This is a genomic window from Exiguobacterium sp. s142 (assembly GCF_018618455.1).
In the GTDB taxonomy this organism is placed as follows: domain Bacteria; phylum Bacillota; class Bacilli; order Exiguobacteriales; family Exiguobacteriaceae; genus Exiguobacterium; species Exiguobacterium aurantiacum_A.
The window spans coordinates 46267-66898 of record NZ_JACSMB010000004.1; the positions used below are offsets into that span (position 1 = coordinate 46267).

General features: G+C 52.3%; 21 protein-coding genes. 13 read left to right on the plus strand and 8 right to left on the minus strand.

What is annotated here, in order from left to right; translation table 11 throughout:
- Positions 1-52 precede the first annotated feature (52 nt).
- The 3 genes from KNP77_RS05275 to KNP77_RS05285 all read left to right on the plus strand — a co-directional run bounded on the left by KNP77_RS05275 (position 53) and on the right by KNP77_RS05285 (position 2499).
- On the plus strand, positions 53-979 hold the full coding sequence (locus tag KNP77_RS05275) for a carbohydrate kinase family protein (RefSeq protein ID WP_070328933.1): 927 nt from the start codon (positions 53-55) through the stop codon (positions 977-979).
- Positions 980-1002: 23 nt separating this feature from the next.
- Positions 1003-1482, plus strand: a complete 480-nt coding sequence (locus KNP77_RS05280; RefSeq protein WP_070328932.1) for an NUDIX hydrolase — start codon at positions 1003-1005, stop codon at positions 1480-1482.
- A gap of 69 nt (positions 1483-1551) precedes the next feature.
- Positions 1552-2499, plus strand: coding sequence for a YihY/virulence factor BrkB family protein (locus KNP77_RS05285; protein ID WP_131465668.1), 948 nt, complete (start codon positions 1552-1554; stop codon positions 2497-2499).
- Between the two features lie 46 nt (positions 2500-2545).
- On the opposite strand, the gene KNP77_RS05290 is transcribed toward KNP77_RS05285, so the two are convergent.
- Together KNP77_RS05290 and KNP77_RS05295 are read right to left on the minus strand one after the other, a co-directional pair.
- Positions 2546-3097, minus strand: a complete 552-nt coding sequence (locus KNP77_RS05290) for a beta-class carbonic anhydrase (RefSeq protein ID WP_214889088.1) — start codon at positions 3095-3097, stop codon at positions 2546-2548.
- A gap of 20 nt (positions 3098-3117) precedes the next feature.
- Positions 3118-4017 carry a 1,4-dihydroxy-2-naphthoate polyprenyltransferase gene (locus KNP77_RS05295; RefSeq protein WP_214889091.1) on the minus strand — a complete coding sequence of 300 codons (900 nt, stop codon included), beginning with the start codon at positions 4015-4017 and terminating at the stop codon, positions 3118-3120.
- Positions 4018-4184: 167 nt separating this feature from the next.
- On the opposite strand from KNP77_RS05295, the gene KNP77_RS05300 reads away from it, so the two are divergent.
- Genes KNP77_RS05300 through menC form a run of 6 tightly spaced genes read left to right on the plus strand, consistent with a single transcriptional unit; the run spans position 4185 to position 11285 of the window.
- Entirely contained in the window at positions 4185-5570 is a 1386-nt protein-coding gene (locus tag KNP77_RS05300) for an isochorismate synthase (RefSeq protein WP_131441103.1), read from the plus strand.
- On the plus strand, positions 5567-7216 hold the full coding sequence (gene menD, locus KNP77_RS05305; RefSeq protein ID WP_131508193.1) for a 2-succinyl-5-enolpyruvyl-6-hydroxy-3-cyclohexene-1-carboxylic-acid synthase: 1650 nt from the start codon (positions 5567-5569) through the stop codon (positions 7214-7216). The genes KNP77_RS05300 and menD overlap by 4 nt, the downstream gene beginning before the upstream one ends.
- A complete protein-coding gene (locus KNP77_RS05310; protein ID WP_236636378.1) occupies positions 7213-7989 on the plus strand; it encodes an alpha/beta fold hydrolase in 777 nt (258 codons plus the stop codon). Before menD ends, KNP77_RS05310 begins: the two co-directional genes overlap by 4 nt.
- Positions 7990-8814, plus strand: a complete 825-nt coding sequence (gene menB / locus KNP77_RS05315; RefSeq protein ID WP_070328925.1) for a 1,4-dihydroxy-2-naphthoyl-CoA synthase — start codon at positions 7990-7992, stop codon at positions 8812-8814.
- Positions 8815-8863: 49 nt separating this feature from the next.
- A complete protein-coding gene (menE, locus tag KNP77_RS05320) occupies positions 8864-10234 on the plus strand; it encodes an o-succinylbenzoate--CoA ligase (RefSeq protein WP_214889094.1) in 1371 nt (456 codons plus the stop codon).
- Positions 10218-11285: an o-succinylbenzoate synthase gene (gene menC, locus KNP77_RS05325; RefSeq protein WP_214889097.1), complete on the plus strand. Its 1068-nt coding sequence runs from the start codon at positions 10218-10220 to the stop codon at positions 11283-11285. Before menE ends, menC begins: the two co-directional genes overlap by 17 nt.
- A gap of 41 nt (positions 11286-11326) precedes the next feature.
- Here menC and map read toward each other — a convergent pair whose 3' ends face one another.
- From map to KNP77_RS05350, 5 genes are all read right to left on the minus strand, one after another.
- Positions 11327-12082: a type I methionyl aminopeptidase gene (gene map / locus KNP77_RS05330; protein WP_214889100.1), complete on the minus strand. Its 756-nt coding sequence runs from the start codon at positions 12080-12082 to the stop codon at positions 11327-11329.
- Positions 12083-12093: 11 nt separating this feature from the next.
- Entirely contained in the window at positions 12094-13257 is a 1164-nt protein-coding gene (locus KNP77_RS05335) for an EAL-associated domain-containing protein (RefSeq protein WP_251138939.1), read from the minus strand.
- Positions 13258-13324: 67 nt separating this feature from the next.
- Positions 13325-13576: a hypothetical protein gene (locus KNP77_RS05340; protein WP_035385950.1), complete on the minus strand. Its 252-nt coding sequence runs from the start codon at positions 13574-13576 to the stop codon at positions 13325-13327.
- 102 nt (positions 13577-13678) lie between these two features.
- Positions 13679-15208, minus strand: coding sequence for a degradosome RNA helicase CshA (gene cshA, locus KNP77_RS05345; protein ID WP_070328919.1), 1530 nt, complete (start codon positions 15206-15208; stop codon positions 13679-13681).
- 162 nt (positions 15209-15370) lie between these two features.
- A complete protein-coding gene (locus KNP77_RS05350; protein WP_070328918.1) occupies positions 15371-16222 on the minus strand; it encodes a CvfB family protein in 852 nt (283 codons plus the stop codon).
- A gap of 567 nt (positions 16223-16789) precedes the next feature.
- On the opposite strand from KNP77_RS05350, the gene KNP77_RS05355 reads away from it, so the two are divergent.
- From KNP77_RS05355 to KNP77_RS05370, 4 genes are all read left to right on the plus strand, one after another.
- Positions 16790-17032 (plus strand): hypothetical protein, encoded by a 243-nt coding sequence (locus tag KNP77_RS05355; protein ID WP_070328917.1) that lies wholly within the window; start codon positions 16790-16792, stop codon positions 17030-17032.
- Positions 17033-17116: 84 nt separating this feature from the next.
- Positions 17117-17377 carry a hypothetical protein gene (locus KNP77_RS05360; RefSeq protein WP_016508370.1) on the plus strand — a complete coding sequence of 87 codons (261 nt, stop codon included), beginning with the start codon at positions 17117-17119 and terminating at the stop codon, positions 17375-17377.
- An 87-nt stretch (positions 17378-17464) separates the two neighbouring features.
- A complete protein-coding gene (locus KNP77_RS05365; RefSeq protein WP_070328916.1) occupies positions 17465-18166 on the plus strand; it encodes a lysophospholipid acyltransferase family protein in 702 nt (233 codons plus the stop codon).
- Positions 18163-20052 (plus strand): ABC-F family ATP-binding cassette domain-containing protein, encoded by a 1890-nt coding sequence (locus KNP77_RS05370; RefSeq protein WP_131465683.1) that lies wholly within the window; start codon positions 18163-18165, stop codon positions 20050-20052. The genes KNP77_RS05365 and KNP77_RS05370 overlap by 4 nt, the downstream gene beginning before the upstream one ends.
- A gap of 18 nt (positions 20053-20070) precedes the next feature.
- Here KNP77_RS05370 and KNP77_RS05375 read toward each other — a convergent pair whose 3' ends face one another.
- Positions 20071-20616: a GNAT family N-acetyltransferase gene (locus KNP77_RS05375; protein WP_131465685.1), complete on the minus strand. Its 546-nt coding sequence runs from the start codon at positions 20614-20616 to the stop codon at positions 20071-20073.
- Positions 20617-20632: the final 16 nt, after the last annotated feature.

Sequence of the window (20632 nt, forward strand, 5' to 3'; positions counted from 1 at the left end):
GTGTCTAACAGACCGATAACAGATAGATGATTGGCTAAAGGTGGTACAGCATATGAATACGATTGCAGTGATCGGCAAAGTGTTTGTCGATATTAAAGGAACATCGTTCGCCCCGCTTCATAAAGATGCGAAAAACGTCGGGGACATCGCGTTCTCGAACGGCGGAACCGGCCGTAACGTCGCGCAAAACCTAGGTGTCCTCGGTAACGACGTCCGGTTCGTGTCAACCGTCACAAACGACCAAATCGGGATGGGTGTCCTTCAAGAGCTTCGCGACTTAAACGTCAACGTCGACCATGTCGACCTGCTTGAAGATAACGGTATGGGCATGTGGCTCGCCGTCATGGACAATAACGGCGACCTCCAGACCTCGATCTCGAAACAACCAGATGAAGCGATGATGGAACAATGTATCCTCCGCCGAATCGATACGGTGTTCGCCGAAAGCGAAGCCGTCGCCATCGACCTCGATTTGTCGGTCAACGTCTTGAATGAGACGATCGAACTTTGTCGCGAGATGAAGCTTCCGCTTTACGGGGTGTGCGGTCATTTGTCCGTCATCGAACGAAATCGCCACTTGCTTCAAGGCTTCACCGGCTTCATCTGTAGCCGTGAAGAAGCCGAAATCCTGTCCGATATGTCAATCGTCACCGTCGATGACGCATTGCGCGTCGCCGAAGTGCTCGCGATGAAAGGTGCGCCGCTCACAATCGTCACGATGAGCGAGCTCGGTGCCGTCTACGTCGATCTCCGGACGAACGAGCAAGGACACGTCCCGACGACGAAAGTCAAAGTCGCTGATTCAACAGGCGCCGGTGATTCTTTCTTCTCGGCCGTCATCTCCGAATTGATGAAGCATCATTCGATCGAAGACGCGCTCCGCCTCGGCATGCGTGTCGCCGCAAAAGTTATCGGTTCTCATGAGAACGGTTTGACTTCTGATATGTACGAATCGTTAGAACAAAAGACGACAGATTAACAAAGCGCATCGACGGTGAGTCGATGCGTTTTGTTCACTATAAGCTACCGAAAGGAACGATCCCATTGGTCAGAACAAAATTACGCAGCGCCATCATCCTCACGAACGAACACGACGAGGTCGCGCTCATTCGACGCGAAAAAGAAAACGCACTCTATTACGTCTTCCCTGGCGGCGGTGTCGAATTTGGCCATACGGCTGAAGAAACTGCTGTCCGTGAAGCTTATGAAGAACTCGGTGTCCACGTCGAGCTTGAAGGAGTCGCCGCCTACGTCGCCTTCAACGGTGAATTGAATCCTTATTTTTGGGCCCGCGTCACAAGTGGCGAATTCGGCACCGGTACGGGCGAAGAGTTCCAAGCTGAACAGACGAACGGCTCGTACACACCGATTTGGGTGAAGCGGAGCGCATTGAGCCGCCTGCCGGTCAGACCCCCTTCTTTAGCCGAGCTGCTCACCACCAATCCAGAACGATTCTTTGACAAAACGTTAGCCGAAGACTGAATCAATGTGTAACCTGCTGACAAATCGGGAAAGATAGTTTCTAACGATAACGTTCAGGAGGATATGCGCATGGACACTACAGAAGTGAAAGAAAAAAAGAATTGGCTTTCCTTCGGGAAAGAGTTGTTTCGTCGTTTTAAAGAGCATGACGTTCAAGATTACGGGGCAACGCTCGCTTTTTTTTGGTTCTTATCCATTTTTCCGGGAATCATTTTTATTTTAGCGTTGCTCTCGTTCTTCGACATCACGCAAGCGTCGTTTCAAGAACAATTAAATAACCTGGCACCAGGTTCGGCGGCGACCGAGTTTTTATCAGGGATCTTTGAGGCAATCGGCGAGCCACGAGGCGGATTGCTCTCGATTGGTGCGATTTTAGCGATTTGGTCGGCCTCTAAAGGAGTCGAACGATTGATCAATATGGCAATCCACGCGTACGGTGAGGACAACGAACGCAACTTCTTCGTCAGTAAAGGCATCGCCCTCGGCTTGACGTTCCTCCTCGGCGTCGGCGTCTTGCTGCTCATCATCTCGAACGTGTTCGGCTCACAGATCATCGGATTCATTTCAGACTACCTCCCGATTTCCGGTGCCGAAGTCGTCTTGATCAACGTGTTCCGTTACGTGCTGACGACGGTCATCTTAATCTTGACGCTGTCGATCTTTTATAAGATCGCACCGCAACAACACGTATTTTGGAAAAGCACCGTCCCCGGCGCCATCTTTGGCGTCATCGCTTGGCAGCTCGTCTCACTCGGTTTTAGCCTATACGTCTCGAACTTTGGCAACTACGATTCGACGTACGGATCACTCGGAGGCATCATCGTCACGTTGCTTTGGCTGCAGTTGACCGGCATGATCATCTTGATCGGCTCTGAGATCAACGCCACGTGGCAACGCTTCTTCAAAACCCCGAGCGAGCAGGAGTATGAGAAAAACTATAAGAAAAACAAAAAATCCAAGTCGAAAGACTCGGACGAAGATGACTACAAAGATATTCCGGTCAACACGTACGGATGACAAAAGGCGAACTCCGTTGAGAGAGTTCGCCTTTTTGCATGGATGATTATGCCTCTACGACATCGAGTCGCCCCGTTCCTGGATCGATGACAAATCCGTGGACGTCCGTACCCGGCGGCAGGAGCGGATGGTTTTTGATCAGACTGACCGAGTTGACGACGTTCGCCTCGACCGAGTCAAAGCCATGCAACCACTTCTCCAAGTTCATGCCTGAGGCTTTGAGCGTCTGTAACGTCTGCGGATCAATTCCGCGCCGCTCCATCTCGCCGATGACCGCGTTCGGGTCGATAGCGGCCATGCCGCAATCGTAATGTCCGATGACGATTACTTCTTCCGCACCGAGAGCGTATAAGGCGACGAGAATCGAACGCATGACCGATCCGAACGGATGCGACAATACCGCGCCCGCGTTTTTGATGATTTTCGCGTCGCCGTTCTTCAAACCGAGCGCATGTGGCAATAGCGACGTCAACCGTGTGTCCATACAAGTTAAAATGACAATTTTCTTATCAGGAAATTTATCTGACACGTACTGCTCATACTGCTTCTCTGTCACGAACCGTTCATTGAACGCAAGCATGTCTTTGACGACTGACATATCGTTCCCCTCCTCTATGTTTATGCGATAACGCGTGCGACGATCAATCCGATGACCATCCAGGCCCCGAACAACGTGTTGACCTTCGCCGTCATCGCCATCGCCGGCATCAGGTCGGCCGGCTCACGTTTCACCCAGAACCGCTTCACCGCACGAATCATGATCGGAACGGTCATTAACGAAAGCAATACCCAAGGCGTGACCCCGTAAACGAATACGGCGATGAGGATACCAATCAGCGCAACGATAAAGAATCCGGCCAAAACGAGCACGGCCCGGCGATGTCCGACGAGACACGCGATCGTGCGTCGTCCGTTCACCTTGTCGTTATCCAAGTCTCGAATATTGTTGGCCAATAAAATCGCTCCGATCAAGAGAGCCATCGGGAACGACACGAGCAACAACTCAGTCGTCACCGTGCCGATTTGGATATACCCTGAAATCCCGATGATGACGTAGCCCATGAACAATCCGGCGACGAGTTCACCGAACGGCGTATACGCGATCGGAAGCGGGCCACCCGTATACAGATAGCCGACCACCATCGACAACGCTCCGATCCAAAGCAAATGCCAGCTCGTCGAAGCGGCAATGTATAGACCGAGAACTCCCGCGACGCCATACATCCCGAGCGCGATGCCGAGCACTTGACCCGGCGTGAACCCGTCTCGCACGATCGAGCCGCCAATTCCAATCGAGCCCTCGTGGTCGAGCCCGCGTTTGTAGTCATAGTATTCATTAAATAAATTCGTCGCGATTTGAATCAAGACCGAGGCGATGAGCATCGCCAAGAACAGACCCCATTTCAAATCGGTTTGACCGACGACGATAAACGTTCCTAACAGCACCGGAATAAAGCTCGCCGTCAGTGTGTGCGGACGAATCATGCGCCAATAAGCACCTTTCTCTCTCTTCTTCATCTACTTCCCTCCCTTCGTTAGTTTACGTCTCCACAAAAAAATCTGTCAATGCCCGCCCCTCAATCGTCTGAAGTCATGTTTCTCGAGCATTTGACGGGCAGTACAGCCGTTAAGTCATGATACACTAAAAGATGAATATTCTATCGGATTGAGGAGGCTTTTCTTATATGCCAGATACTCAAACACACATTAAACAACGAATCGAACAAGCGCATAAACGCGCACGCGCATGGCAACGACCTGTCCTTGCCTCATACACGTGGGAGATCCCTTCGTTCGACGCGTTTCATATCATTCAAAATACAGAAACATCACACTATTATTTTTCGACACCCGATCGCTCACTTGAAATGCTCGGTTGTGCCGACGCGCTCGTCTTGACGGCGTCCGGACCCGAACGGTTCCAACGTCTGCAATACGACTGGAGCCTGCATCGCCGAGATGTCGATGCCGTCATCTATGCGTTCTCAGGATTTTCGTTCGATACGTTCGTCCGACCTCAAAAAAACATGTGGGACTCATTCGGCGAGGCGGCTTTAGTCGTCCCTAAATTTTTATACCGTCGTTCCGGTGACAAGCACACGTTGACGGTGTCGACCCTTGTTTCTTCAAACCAGACCGTTGAACAATATTTAATTCAACTAGCCGACCAATTGGCCCAGTTCAACGCCCTGCACGCGCCCGATGAGTCGACACCGACGTATTCGAAAGTAAAAGACGGCGTCGATCACTTTAAATCAAGTTTTCAACAGGCGAAAGGATATATCGCCGAAGAAAAAGTCGAGAAACTCGTCATCGCCCGGGAAGAGATTTACCAGACGTCAGATGAAGCGTTCCCGTTCGCGAAGACGCTACGGCACTTGTCTGAACATCAAGAAGGTAGTTACGTGTTCTTATATCAACCGAAACGGGAAATCGGATTTTTCGGGGCCACACCGGAGCGGCTCGTCCGTAAACAAGGACCGCATATCGAGACCGCGGCCATCGCCGGCACGATCAAACGCCCGGATACGGACGCGGAAACCGAGACGGCGAAACAGCAGTTGTTGCATGACCGTAAAAATTTAGAGGAGCACCAAATCGTCGTCAAAGACATTCAAAACGCTCTCACGCCTTATGCAGCGACCATTCATGTCGCACCGTCCCCGACGATTTTAGAGAACCGCTCGGTATTTCATTTACACACACCGATCAAAGCGACTTTGGACACGAACGCGTCTCTCCTCTCCATCATTGAGTCGTTGCACCCGACACCCGCACTCGGCGGTTCTCCGAAGCGGACGGCCGTCCGCTTGCTGCGCGACATCGAACGGTTCGATCGCGGCTGGTACGGCTCACCGTTCGGCTGGTTGAACACCGACGGAGAAGGTGAATTTGTCGTCTCCATCCGTTCGGCCCTCGTCCAGCATCAGTTCGTGGCATTATACGCAGGCTGTGGAATCGTCCAAGAGTCTGAACTCGAATCAGAGCTAGCCGAGACAGAAGTCAAATTGAGCCCGATCAAGCAAGCGCTCGGGTTAGACCAAGTCATTTCAGGAGGCAATCACGAATGAACGATATGTTAACGAATTGGGTATCCCATATGATGAATCGACTCGTCGAAACTGGGATTTATGACGTCGTCATCAGTCCCGGTTCGCGTTCGACACCGCTGGCGATGGCCGCGTATTTGCACCCGAATATACGCCATCACGTCGTCGTCGATGAGCGTTCAGCCGCTTTCTTCGCGCTCGGACTAACCCGCGCTGGCGAAGACGTTCGGCCGGTCGCATTAATTTGTACGAGCGGCACAGCCGCTACCAACTATTTTTCAGCTATCGCCGAGGCAACGATTTCCCAGCTCCCGCTCGTCGTCTTGACGACAGATCGGCCGCATGAGTTGCGTAACGTCGGGGCCCCGCAAGCAATCGATCAAGTCCGTCTCTACGGTGAACATGTGAAGACGAGCCTCGATCTACCGGTGCCCGAGCCAGAGAGTCTGCGCTATATGGAACAAGCCGTCGGACGTCTCGTACGCTTGAGTGCGCAGGCCCCGCTCGGACCGGTCCATATTAACATTCCGTTCCGAGAACCGTTACTGCCCGATATCGAACGTCTGAAGTCACAATTGACCGCCGCTTCGAGACGGAGCGAGACCTCGTACATTCGTCCCGTCACCGACGACTTGGCTCGCTTCAAACAAGAGACGGCCGTCGAACGGCTCGCTTTCGTCGTCGGACCTGGCACGCCGACGTCTTGGCTCGAAACCATCTACAACGTAGCAAACACTCACCGAATTCCGGTGTTCGCCGATCCGCTCAGTGGCATGCGTTGCTTTGACGGCGTTTTGACGAATTATGACACGTGGCTCGCAAGTGAGCATAGCCCAGAATGGACGCCGAATGCGGTCGTTCGCTTCGGTGCTGCTCCTGTATCGAAACGGTTGAATGAATGGCTCAAACAGACCCACCAAATCTTGATTGAACAGCCTGGCTCGTTTCGCGACCCATCGAGTCGTGCGACTGTCGTCTACGGCGACGCGAATGATTATTTGGAGGTCATCGACGTCCCGTTTGACGACGTCTACCGCGCTCGTTTTTCCTTATTCGAACAAGTCGCCGAATCGGCCAAACCAAGTCTGAGCGGTGAGAGCGCCTTGACGCGTCACGTCTTGAACGCTCAGATCGACCGCTTGTTCGTCAGCAACAGCATGCCGATCCGTGACGTCGACACGACGCTCGGCGCCGGACAAGCCGTATCCGTCTTCGCCAACCGAGGCGCGAACGGAATCGACGGAATCATCTCGAGCGCGCTCGGTGCTTGCTACGACACAGAACGAGCCGCGTTACTGATCGGTGACTTGGCGTTCTATCACGACAGCAACGCCCTGCAGTTACTAAAAACGCATCCTGGCTCGTTCTCGATCATCGTCGCCAACAACAACGGCGGCGGCATCTTCTCCTTCTTACCGCAAGCATCAATCGAGCCACAGATGTTCGAAGACTTGTTCGGTACACCGCTCGACTTGAACATCCGTGGCTTCGCCGACACATACGGGCTTAGCTATCAACTGCTCGAACGTCCAGAAGACGTGACAGCAGCGATCGAGGCCGGGATACAATTGATCGAGTTCCCGTCCGACCGTGCCGACAACGTCTTATCCCACCGGAACTGGACGGAATCGATTTGCACGCGTCTCACGTTGGAGAACGGGACGTGAGACATACTGTCCGTGACGTGTCGTATGAAGTGCTCGAGCACGGGTCCGGAAGACCGGTCCTCTTGTTGCACGGCTTCACGAGCAACGCCGGATGGCTCTCGTATTTCCCTGACTTGCCGGTGCGCCTCGTCGCCCCATCCCTGCTTCAACATGGACAGACCGGCAGTTGCTCGGTCGCCCGCGCGAAGATGAGCCAACAAGTGAAGGATTTGTCGACGCTGCTCGACACGGACGAAAGGCCGTGGACGGTCATCGGCTATTCGCTCGGCGGCCGCATCGGGATGACACTCGCAGCCTGTGACGAGCGCGTGGACCACTTCATCGGGATTAGTACGACGCCCGGTCTCACCGCTTCAGAACGACGAGCGCGACGCGACGCCGATGAACGGCTCGCGCGACGAATCGAGACGGACGGAATCGAAGCGTTCGTCGCCGCATGGGAGATGCTCCCGCTTTGGCGTCAAACGGACGAGATGCGGGCCTCGCTTCGACATGAGCGGCTCGCTCAAGACCCGTCAGCGCTCGCGAACAGTTTGCGCGCCATCGGGACCGGCAGTATGCCGTCGCTATGGACGCATCTTGACCGCCTGCCTCGAACCGATTTGATCGTCGGTGCGCACGATGTGAAGTTTCAAACGATTGCTCGCGATATGCGTGAACGTCGTCCAGACATTCGGATACACGAAATTTCGGGTGCGGGCCACGCTCCCCATATCGAGAACACCCAACAATTTGGTACAATGATAGAGAAATTGATTTTAGGGGGAATTTAAATGGAATCAGTAGCAAACTGGACATCGGTCCGGACGTATGAAGACATTAAATATGAGAAGTGGAACGGGATCGCAAAAATCACGATCAACCGCCCGGAAGTTCGGAACGCATTCCGTCCGCTCACGGTCAACGAATTGATTGACGCGTTCGCGCGCGCCCGTGACGATAAAGAAGTCGGCGTCATCATCTTGACAGGTGAAGGCGATCAAGCCTTCTGCTCAGGTGGCGACCAAAAAGTTCGCGGTCACGGCGGCTACGTCGGTGACGATGATATCCCGCGCTTGAACGTTCTTGATCTTCAGCGCTTGATCCGAGTCATCCCGAAACCGGTCATCGCCATGGTCGCTGGATACGCCATCGGTGGCGGACACGTCTTGCACCTCGTCTGTGACTTGACGATTGCGGCCGACAACGCTCGTTTCGGTCAAACTGGACCGAAAGTCGGTTCATTCGATGCCGGTTACGGTTCAGGCTACTTGGCACGTATCGTCGGACATAAGAAGGCTCGTGAGATTTGGTACTTGTGCCGTCAATACGACGCACAACAAGCGCTCGACATGGGGCTCATCAACACGGTCGTCCCGCTCGAACAGCTTGAAGCCGAGACGGTCCAATGGTGCCAAGAGATCTTGCAACACTCGCCGACAGCACTCCGCTTCTTGAAAGCTGCGATGAACGCTGATACGGACGGCTTGGCCGGGATTCAACAGCTCGCCGGTGACGCGACGCTCCTTTACTACACGACAGATGAAGCAAAAGAAGGCCGTGACGCCTTCAAAGAAAAACGTGACCCTGACTTCGGTCAATTCCCGCGTTTCCCGTAAATCGTAAGAGAGTAGCGAATTCGCTACTCTTTTTTTGGAGGTAATTGTGATGGATTATGATTTGAAGCAACATCCTGTCGACACAATCGCCCTCGTCACCGCAACGGAACGTCTGACGTGGGGCGAATTGATCGATGAGAGCTCGCGCTTGGCACACTTTTTAGGCCGGACCGTTCCGGACGCTCGTCACATCGGACTGTATGCGTCAAATAGTAAAGACTATATCGTCGCAGTCCACGCCGTCCATTTGCTCGGAAAAGTACTCGTCCCGTTGAATACACGACTGACCACAAGCGAACTCGCAATGCAACTCGACAAGGCCCACATCGACATCTTACTCGTCGATCAGGAAATCGACCTCAACGTCCCTCAAATCGACGTGAGCGTACGCGATCAAGAGCCGTTGCGCCGACATCATCGTTGGGGCCGTGACGAGGTGATGTCGCTCATGTTTACGTCTGGCACGACCGGACGCGCCAAAGCGGTGCAACAGACGTACGGAAATCATCGCGCGAGCGCCGAGGCCGCAAAAAAACATCTCGGATACGAGCCGACCGACCGCATGCTCGTCGTCACACCGCTGTTCCACATGAGCGGGCTCGCCCAAGTGTACCGCTGCGCCTTGTTCGGCTCGACATTATACGTCGAACCGAAGTTTGACGTCTTGCGTACGATCCAATTGATCGCGTCCGAACGGATCACTCACCTTTCCCTCGTCGCCGTCATGCTCGGACGACTGCTCGACGCCGGATTAACGAGACACCATCTCCGCGTCATTCTCGTCGGAGGTGGCCCGGTGCCACGGCCGTTGCTCGAAGAAGCAGACCGCCGCCACTTGCCGATCGCGCAGACGTACGGGATGACGGAAACTTGCTCCCAAGTCGCGACGTTGTTGCCGTCCGAAGCACTGGACCATATCGGTTCAAGCGGTCAAGCGATCGCACCGACCCGCATCCGTATCAGTCGCGATGGTGAGATTGAAGTCAATGGCCCGACCGTCACGCCCGGCTATTATAACGAATCTGAAGCGAACGCTTGGACCGATGACAGGTACTGGCGAACCGGCGACCTCGGAACGATTCAAGACGGCTATCTATATGTTTTGGATCGCCGGAGCGACTTGATCATCTCGGGCGGAGAAAACATCTATCCCGCGGAGATCGAGAGCGTCCTGTTGCGATGCCCCGGTATCGAGGACGCAGGTGTCACCGGGAAGCCTGATCCGACATGGGGCGCCGTCCCGATCGCCTATATCGTCGGGACATACGACCCTCACGAACTTACGCAAATTTTAAACGACCACCTTGCTAAGTATAAGCACCCGAAGGCATTGATCGCGGTCACTCAGCTCCCACGAAACGCCAACGGAAAATTGATGCGACACCGCTTAAAGGAGACCGATTATGATTCAACGAGCTGACCTTTACATCGTCCCGCTCACGTTCAAACACCCGCTTGTGACAGCCCATGCCGTCTTGACGACGCGACGGACGGTCATCCTCCGTCTCGAAACGATCGACGGAGCAGTCGGATACGGGGAAGGTGTCGCCTTTGAGACGCCGTGGTACACGTCGGAGACGGTCCGCTCGACCGTCGACACGTCTGAACTGATCTATCGATTGCTGAAAGGGCAGACGGTCAGCGCGACCACATTTCCAGACCATGTCCGTTCGATCATCGGGCACCCGATGGCAAAAGCGATGTGGGAGAGTGCACTCTGGGAAATCGAGGCCGCCCGTGCTGGCGTGACGCTAAAACAACTTTTGCAAGCCGGACATCACGTCGCTTGCGGGCGGACGATTGGGATCGGCTTGCTCACCCAAACGTTGAACGCGATCGAACAGGCGCTCGATTCCGGGTTCGAACGGATCAAGTTGAAAGCATCGCCTCATGAGCTATTGACGGCGCTCGCGGAAGTGCGGACTTTTTTCCCGGACGCTCCGCTCATGATCGACTTGAACGGCAGTGCGCACGAGCAGCCGCTCGACTGGTTCGAACAACTCGACGCCCATCGCCTCTTGATGATCGAACAGCCTTATCCGAGCGACTGCTGGGTCGACTCGGCCGACCTGCAAACAAAACTCAAGACGCCCATTTGTCTTGACGAGTCCATCACCTCACGACAAGACGTCGAGACGATGAATCGGCTTCGGGCCGGACGCATCGTCAATATCAAACCCGCCCGCGTCGGGGGATTGACCGAAGCGCTCGCAATCCGTGACAGCGGTACTCCGTATTGGGTCGGCGGTATGTACGAATCATCGATCGGCCGTTATCATACGCTCTTATTCGCCTCGTTGACGGGTGCCGCCTATCCGGCCGACATGGCCGGAACGAGCGCCTATTTTGAGACTGACTTGCTCGACACGCCGCTCGAAGTCGAAAACGGTCAACTCTCGATCCCTGACGTCGTCACTCCGGATTGGAAAAAGATTCATCAGTTAAGCGAACAAATCATCCAATTAACGTAAACAAGGATACAGACCGCGGTCTGTATCCTTGTTTGATTGCGTCATTCTTCTCGGAACCTGCCAGTCAACACTTCATAGCCGTCCTCGGTCACGATGACCGTGTGCTCAAACTGCGAGACGGGGCTGTCGTTCGGTGTGAACAACGCCCAGCCATCCTCTTCTGACTGGTAGACAATCTCGTCTTTCGTCGAGACGAACGTCTCGACTGCGATGACTTGACCGACTTTCAAGATGTCATTCTCTTCCCGGCTATAATAATTGGAGATCGTCTCCGGTTCGCCGTGGAGCGTGCGGCCGAGTCCATGACCTGCCAAGTTTCGAATGACGGTGAAGCCATTTTTGCGGACATCCGCGTAAATCGCTTTTCCGATCTGGTTCACTTTCGTACCGGCCTTCACTTTGCTGAGACCTGCTTCGAGCGACGTGAGCGAGACCTCGACTAAGCGGACATGCTCTGGCGATTTCGGTGTGCCGGCGATCACCGTTCGTCCCGTGTCTGCATAATAGCCATCTTTCACGGCAGACACATCGACATTGACGATGTCCCCGTCTTTAATGACTTCTTTACCTGGAATTCCGTGGGCAGCCACTTCATTGATAGAGATACACGTATAGCCCGGAAACTCATACATCGTAATCGGCGCCGAGGCCGCTCCTTCTTCTTCAAGAATACGTTGCCCGATCGCATCGAGCTCCTTCGTCGTCATCCCTGGCGTGACGGCCCGTGCCATCTCATCCCTTGCCCGGGCGACGATTCTCCCAATCTCACGCAACGCATCATAATCGTAATCAAACATCATAATCCCTCTCAATCTAATAATCGGTTTTGGTATAAGTACTCTTCTGATAAATCGGCGAACAAAAACATGCCGTCCGGTAACGGGTAGCTGAACGTCCGTGTCACTTCGTTGGAGCTGAAGTCGCGATAGTCTTCCGACAAATAGCCCCGCCCGCGAACACTCATCGCCGCCATCGTCCGGATAAAGTACGGTCGAAAACTCCAGTTATAGCCTCGGTATGTGTTATCGACTTTCCAAACGTGTTGCTCTTGGTAGACGTTCGCACTCGTCTGGAAGCCCGTTTGATCGGTCAAGTAGTAGCGGACGAGCATCCCTTCTAATTTAGGGGCGATATGGAGCAACCATTCATCCTTCTTATCCCGTGACCATTTCCCGGTTTGGACGAGCTCCGCGACTTTTCCGTGAAGTTCGAATTCTAGCTCATACAACCGCTTCAATCGCTCTTGGTCGTGCAGGAAGAACGCTGGAACTTCTTGCGTGAGCACACTCATTCCTTTTGCTTCACGCGGCGGGAAATCCTCTTGACGACCTAACAAGCCGCCCATGTAGTAACTCCCACCGTGCTGCCAGGCGTAACGCAACTGACCAAGATGATCGATTGACTTATAAAGCAGCGGGGCCCCGAGTTTCGAAGCGATGTATTCCATCGTCTGGAGCATTTGGGGGTAAGTCACCGACAACGTCTTCTTCTCGACCATCGTTGCTAAATCGACAAGCAACAACTCCGGTGCAATCGTCATGATGTCCTCGATACTCGTCGACTCCGCGAAGTCGAGCGCGACTCTCACACCAGAAGATCGATAATATTGGACGACACGGGACAGACGAGACACATCGACGAGCTCGGTCCCTTGAAGTGTCACAAATATCCGGTGGAGCGGGAAGTTCAATTCCCGTAACGGTGCTAAAAATGCTTCGCCCCCTTCTTCAAGGATCCATTCCGACCGGCAGCGGAACGTGACGAACTGCTTTTCGTCACGCAACGCTTCGGCGGCCAACCGTTCCATCCGCTTGGCGATGTCGAGTTGATACTCGACTGGTACGTCGTCATCATAAAAGAACGGGGTGAGCGACTCGCCCCTGAAATGGCCGTGTACCATGTAGCCTTCCACTTGAAACGTGGCCGCCCCGAAAATTGGTTCATATGTCACTTCGACTTCATTTGGATTCATCATCACATCCACTGCATCCAATTGGATCACCTCATCCTCATTTTCGAAACAAGAAAGCGAGCCGGTTTCAGCTCGCTCGTGTATGCACATACATATAGGCACCGAAACAAGCAATAAAATACACGATACTCATCACACCGTATCCGATTCCCATCTTCCCGCCGACGCCGATGGCCATGACCAACCAAATCATCGCGCCAAACAAAAGTGTGGCGACCGGAATATATCGGAAATTCGGACGTACTGTCCGCATAACAATCGGCTTCAATGCTAGGATGCACGCCAATAATATGACGAGACCTAAACCTAGTTCTACCATCCGTTGACACCTCATCCTTCAATCTCTACTCGTTCAGTGTAGCATGAGATAAATAAAAAAACCGCAAATCCACTTAAGGAAATGCGGTTTTCGTTTTATCGATTAGTCACGCGGACGACGTGGGCCACGGTCTTCTGATGAGCGACGGCGATCGTCAGTCCCACCAGTGCGTTTTCCACGGTATCCACCGCCACCGCTACGTTCGCCTGAGCGTCCGCCACGGTCTCCGCCGCCAGTGCGACGGTCTCCGCCACCACTGCGTGCGCCGCCACGGTATCCACCGCGGTCGTTGCGTCCACCTTGACGTTTCACACGGACTGGTTCTGCGTAAGAGATTTCAACAGGTGTTGAATCTGGCTCTTTCGTCAAACCACGAAGTGCTGCTGCGAGAAGCTCGACTGCTTCGTACTCTTCAAGGAGCTCAGTCGCAAGTTGCGTGTAAGCTTTGAAGTCGCCCGCTTGAACGCGTTCGATCAAATCTTCAGCTGATTGCTTTTGGTTTCCTTCAAGTACTTCTGCGATCGTCGGTACGTGACGACGGTTCATTTTCTTGTTCGTCACACGTTCGATTGACTTCACTTGACCGAATTCACGTGGCGTGATGAACGTAAGGGCAGTACCTGTTTTACCAGCACGGCCTGTACGTCCGATACGGTGCACGTAGCTTTCCGGATCTTGTGGGACGTCAAAGTTGTATACGTGTGTGACACCTGTGATATCAAGTCCACGCGCCGCTACATCTGTTGCGACCAAGATGTCGATCGTGCCGTTTTTGAAACGACGGATGACTTGGTCACGTTTTGATTGCGTCAAGTCACCGTGAAGGCCATCAGCCGTGTAACCACGTTTGATGAGTGCTTCTGTAACTTCGTCAACACGTTTCTTCGTACGAGCGAAGATGATGCTGAGTTCTGGTGAGTCGATGTCGATCAAACGGCAAAGTGTATCGAATTTTTGACCTTCGCGCAATTCGAGGAACTGTTGGTTGATGTTTTCAACTGTCATTTCCTTCGATTTCACTTTGATGATCGTTGGCGACTTCATGAAGCGCTCAGCGATTTTCTTGATTTGTGGTGGCATTGTCGCTGAGAAGAGAAGCGTTTGACGTTCAGCCGGAAGGCCTTTCAAAATCATCTCGATATCTTCAACGAAGCCCATGTTGAGCATTTCATCCGCCTCATCCAAGATCACTGTTTGGATCTCGTCGAGTTTGATCGTCTTGCGTTTCATGTGGTCCATGAGACGTCCAGGTGTCGCAACGACGATTTGCGGGTTCTTTTTCAAGCCGCGGATTTGGCGGTCGATTTGCTGACCACCGTATACAGGAAGTGCGTATACACGCTTCGTTTCCCCGATTTTGTTTAACTCTTCTGCAACTTGAATCGCAAGTTCACGTGTCGGTGCAAGAACAAGTGCTTGGACTTGACGCGCCTTTGTGTCGATTCGCTCAATTGTCGGAATACCGAAAGCTGCTGTTTTCCCTGTACCTGTTTGTGCTTGGCCTAATACATCCGCTCCTGTAAGTGCGATTGGGATTGTTTCAGCTTGGATCGGTGTCGCTTCCTCGAAGCCCATTTTGAGTACACCTTTTACTAATGCTTCACTTAACTGTAAATCTTGAAATTTTGTCAAATTATATTCTCCTTTGTTCATGCAAAAAACGTCTGAGGTTAGTTCTGCAGACGTTCTTTAAATGTTTCCTCGTAGTCAACTCTTATTACTATACCGCATTTGTTTCTAAAATGAAAGAAATACATTCTAAAACTTTTTTTAGCCACCTGGACATGAGTAATCTTATTTCAATTTATACCCGTTGTCGAGTTTTTCAACTTGCTTTTCTTTCAAGAGCTTCCCGAGCGCCCGTTTGAAGGCCGCCTTGCTCATGCCAAACTCACGGTCGATCACGTCTGGGGCTGTCTTGTCGCCGTAAGGCATTTCACCACCGCGTTCTTCGATGTAAGAACGAATGCTTTCCGCATCCGGGTCGATCGCTTCATACGCTCGCGGTTTCATCGATACAAGAACGGTACCGTCTTGCTTCACTTGCGTCACACGTACTGCTAACTGTTCGCCGAGACGCGGCCACCGCGTCATCTCTGCTTCATGTAAGAAACCGAGTGATTCATTCTCGACCCAGACGTTGACACCGACGTCACGTTTGTTGACGACGATCGCTTGAACATCTTGATTGCCCCACTCTTCTTTCGCAGGACGGGCAAGCAAGTTCAAATACGCATAATGAGCCGGTTCTCCGAGAAGACGGCCTTTTTGATCGTATTTGAGACGGACGCATAGCTTATCGCCTTCTTTCGGCCAATATGTCCGGTTTTCAGGAAGGTCGTCGAGCGAGACGAGCACATCCTTTTGAATGCCGATGTTGACGAACACACCCGTATTGTAGCGAACGCCTGTCACCTCGAACCATTCATATTCTTCAAACGATACGTTCGGAATCGTCATCGTCGAAGCGAGACGGCCTTCCGAGTCGTGATAAAGGAAGACACGCACCGTTTGACCGACTGTGACTTCTTCTGTTTGTTCTTTCCGATGAAGTAATACCTCTTCACGGCCGTTCCCAATAAATACGCCAAAATCGGCTGAACGTTCCGCAACTAGATCGACTACATCTCCTGCACGTAATACCATTCTATACACATCCTTTTTCATCTTATTACTGTCAGTATACCTACCTACACACGTTCTTAATCATATCACGTTCCTTTTCTTGCTTCGGGTCAATTGTGTCCAATTTGTGAACGAGACAATGAACCACCCAACCGTCAAGCTTCTAAATCGACCGAGTATCAGACGGAATTTTGTGACAATTTTGTGAACAATGTTTTTCCATCTAGTATCCACTTTTTGAAAACGTTATTATTAAAGGAGTGTTGTTTATAAATCAGGTTTCAGCAATGTCCGAACGGGGGAAATAAAATGTTTGATGTTCAATCTCGCTCATTTGCGAAACGCTTCATGAAGGGCCTTTTGATTGCATTCTTCGCTCTTCTCGCTTCGCTGAGTTTCATATTCTCAAACGGTGTCGATACGAACGTATCGTCTTCCGTCACGATGGTTCAAGAGTAAGCGCCCTCTCGCTCGTCAGAAGGCGTTTTTTTGTTTTGTTCGACAAAAAAAGGAATTTTTTGCTCACTTGTCGAACGAGAAATACGTTCGGTTTTTTCAATTGAATCATCTGGGAAGGGAGAGTCACTCATGCTATTTTATTTTCTCACCACGATTCTTTCAGTCGTCGGTTTGTCCGTCTCGCTCCAAACCGGTTTTTTCAAAGATCCGATCGGCACATTCTTGTTCGCGGCGCTGCTCGCCATGGGTCTATCTTCATTTAAACAGCTTATCGCACAAATGAACGTGCTCCTGAAAGAAAGGCGCAATCAAAAGCGCATCGATCGCATCGTCGCTCGCATGCACTCCAGTTCACGCAAACGCTCTACATAACGCTCGTGTTCCCACACCACTTTTGGTATTCTATTCTAGATAGAAGAGCACAACGGACTTGGACCGTAGGAGGCACAAACACGAATGAATGAAATCCCTTTATCGAACGAATGGCTGTTACGCTATTCACCCGTCATGGAGCTGTGGCTGAAAGAAGACGGCATTTTGCTCGTCGATGACGACAATCGAATCCGCCTCACCTTAGAAATTGGCAGTGATCACGTGATGCAGTTTAAGAGCATCGAGCAAGACGGTGCCTACTTTGTCGTTGACCCGGTGAATAAACGAATTACGTTCGAACTCGAGGAAGAAGAAGAGGAAACCGATTCTCGCTTCTGGGAATAAAGATTCATGTCTAAGAGTCAGATTCTCTGTGTGAGAAGAAGACTCTTTCTTGCTGTTTGGCTCTATTTTGAAAAGGAGATTGATACTATGTTACGCACCGCCATTTGGTTTTTCTCGTTCTTCGCCGTCTTGCCCGTCTTGCTTCCGTTTTATCCGAAAGCAAAACGACTCGACGTACCGGCACGATACGATTACGTTCAAAAAATCGCCTACAACTGGGCCAGCTTCTTATTGAAAGTGGCCGGAGCCCGAGTCCGTGTGCACGGACAAGAACATATTCCGAACGAACCGGTCGTCTACGTCGCTAACCACCAAGGAAACTTCGACATCCCGATCATGATCACGGCGACGAACCATCCGAAAGCGTTCATCTCAAAAATCGAAGTCAAAAAAATTCCGATGATCGCGGGTTGGATGGAATTGATGGGTTGTATCTTTATCGATCGCAGTGACCGCCGCCAATCCGTCAAAGCGATCCGCGCCGGTGTCGAGACGATCCAATCCGGACAGTCCATCATCATCTTCCCGGAAGGCACTCGTTCAAAAGGCGGGCCGATGAAAGAGTTTAAAGCCGGCAGCCTGACGCTCGCCACGTCGAGCGGAGCAAAAATCGTTCCGGTGGCGATCAACGGCAGCTATCACCTGCTCGAAATGAAAAACCGGATTAGACCGGGTATCGTCGATGTGACGTTTTTACCGGCTATCGACCCGGCTGACGTCTCGAATAAAGAATTGACAGCGAAAGTAGAAGCGATGATTCGCCAAGTCGTTGAAGGAGGTTCCAAATGAGTTTATTAACAATCGAAGGCATCCGTAAAGAGTTCGCCGATAAAGTCTTGTTTGACGACGTCACGATGACGATTCATCCCGGTAACCGGATTGGCGTCATCGGCGTCAACGGTTCTGGGAAATCGACGTTCTTAAAAATCATTGCCGGCGTCGAAACAGCAGACAAAGGCACGATGCAACATCCGAACGACTATCGGATTCGTTATTTGACGCAAACCGTTGATTTCGCTCCCGGTCAGACCATTTTAGACGCCTTGTTCACGAGCAACACTCCATCCGTCATGGCGTTAAAACAATACGAGCTCGCTCGCCAGGCACTCGAGGCGAACCCATCGAGCGAGCAATGGCTCGAACGTTTCATGAAAGCACAGCAAGCGGTCGATGCCGCTGATGCTTGGGAAACGGAAGCGAAGCTGAAGTCGATCTTGAATCGGCTCGGGTTACCTGATGTGTCGGCCGAGATCAGCTCCCTCTCCGGGGGCCAACAAAAACGGGTCGCGCTCGCTGCGGCCTTGCTCGACGAAGCCGATTTGCTCTTACTCGACGAGCCGACGAACGAACTTGACGCCGATACGATCGCTTGGCTCGAGACGGTTCTCGCGGACTATCGAGGCGCGATCTTGCTCATCACCCACGACCGTTATTTCTTGAACCGGGTGACGAACCATATTCTCGAGATTGCCGACGGCACGTCTTACTTTTATGACGGGAACTATGAACTGTTTCTCGAGAAGCGAGCCGAACGCAAAGCCCGCTCCCAGTCGATGGAACAAAAGCGGCAAAACATCTTGCGACGCGAGCTCGCTTGGCTGCGCCGCGGTGCCAAAGCCCGGACGACGAAACAGAAAGCCCGGATTCAACGTGTCGAGGGCTTAAAGCAGCAAGAGGCACTCGCCGAAGACGATGCGCTCGACGTATCGGTCGGTTCACGCCGGCTCGGAAAAAAAGTCATCGAAGTCGAACAATTGTCGTTCCAGTATGCGGACACGCCGCTCATTCACGATTTCAGCTGGCTGTTCGGACGCCGGGAACGGTACGGCATCGTTGGACCGAACGGGAGCGGCAAAACGACGCTCATGAACTTGCTCGCCGGTCGCATCGAACCGACGTCAGGCACGGTCGTCCACGGTGAGACGGTTCACATCGGTTACTACGGTCAACAAGTCGAATTTGACGATACGACGCGACGGGTCATCGACGAGATCGAACGGATCGCCCAAGTCATCTACACACCGGACGGCGAGACGATCACCGCCGGTCAAATGCTCGAGCGTTTCTTGTTCACACCGGACGCCCAATATAAACCGATCAGTAAACTTTCCGGTGGCGAGAAGCGGCGCCTTGTGTTGTTGCGGATTTTGATGGATGAGCCGAACGTCTTGTTCTTAGATGAGCCGACGAACGATCTCGATACGGAAACGTTGTCGGTTTTAGAGGACTACTTAGAGTCGTTCCCAGGAACCGTCATCGCCGTCAGTCACGACCGTTACTTCCTTGACCGTATCGCCGAGCAACTGATCGCCTTCGAAGAGGGGACGATCAACGTCTACCACGCCGAATATAGCGACTATCTGGCCGAGCTTCAAGACGAGGCACGGCAACTTAAAAAAGAACCGAAAGACAAGAAAGAACGCGCCAAAGCCGACGTCGTCAAGTTCACTTTTAAAGAGCAAAAAGAGTGGGAGACGATCGAGGAAGAGATCGCTACAACCGAACAGAAAATCGAAGCTGCAGAAGCGCGACTCGCCGATGCCGGTAGCGATCTCGGAAAAGTGAACGATCTTTACGCTGAAATCAGTACCCTCAAGCAAACACTCGAAGAAAAAATGGAGCGCTGGGAATACTTGTCTGAAATCGATGAACAAATTCAAGCTCAGAAAAAATAAAAAAAGACGGATCACAATTTAACATTGTGGTCCGTCTTTTTTCGCTATGTAGCCGTATACGTACACGTCGTATGGTTGATTGCCTTGGCGCATATAGTGGCGCAGCGTTCCTTCACGAATGAAACCGTTGCGTTCTAACAGTTGCTGCGAAGCGATATTTTCAGGATAGACGATAGCCCCGACTCGCTCGATGTCTGCGGAACACGCAGCAAACGTCAATGCCGCCTGCAACGCCTCTGTCGCGTAGCCGTTCCGCCAATAGCGCGGATGGATCTCATAACCGATCTCGGCACGTCGATGGCGCGGGGCGCGATTGTGGAATCCGATCGTCCCCATCAACTCGGGATGACCTTTCCTCATAATGCCCCAACGCATGATCGATCCGTCGGCAATCCCTTCTAGCATTCCGAATAGCATTTGTTCCGTCTGTTCAAGCGATTGATGCGGCTCCATCCCATAATGGCGCAACACGTCGACGTTTGAAAAAATCGTGAATAGACGCTCCGCATCGGTCGGTTGTAACTGCCGTAACTGCAGTCGTTCCGTTTCAATCGTTGGAATCATCCCGTTTCCCCCGTCC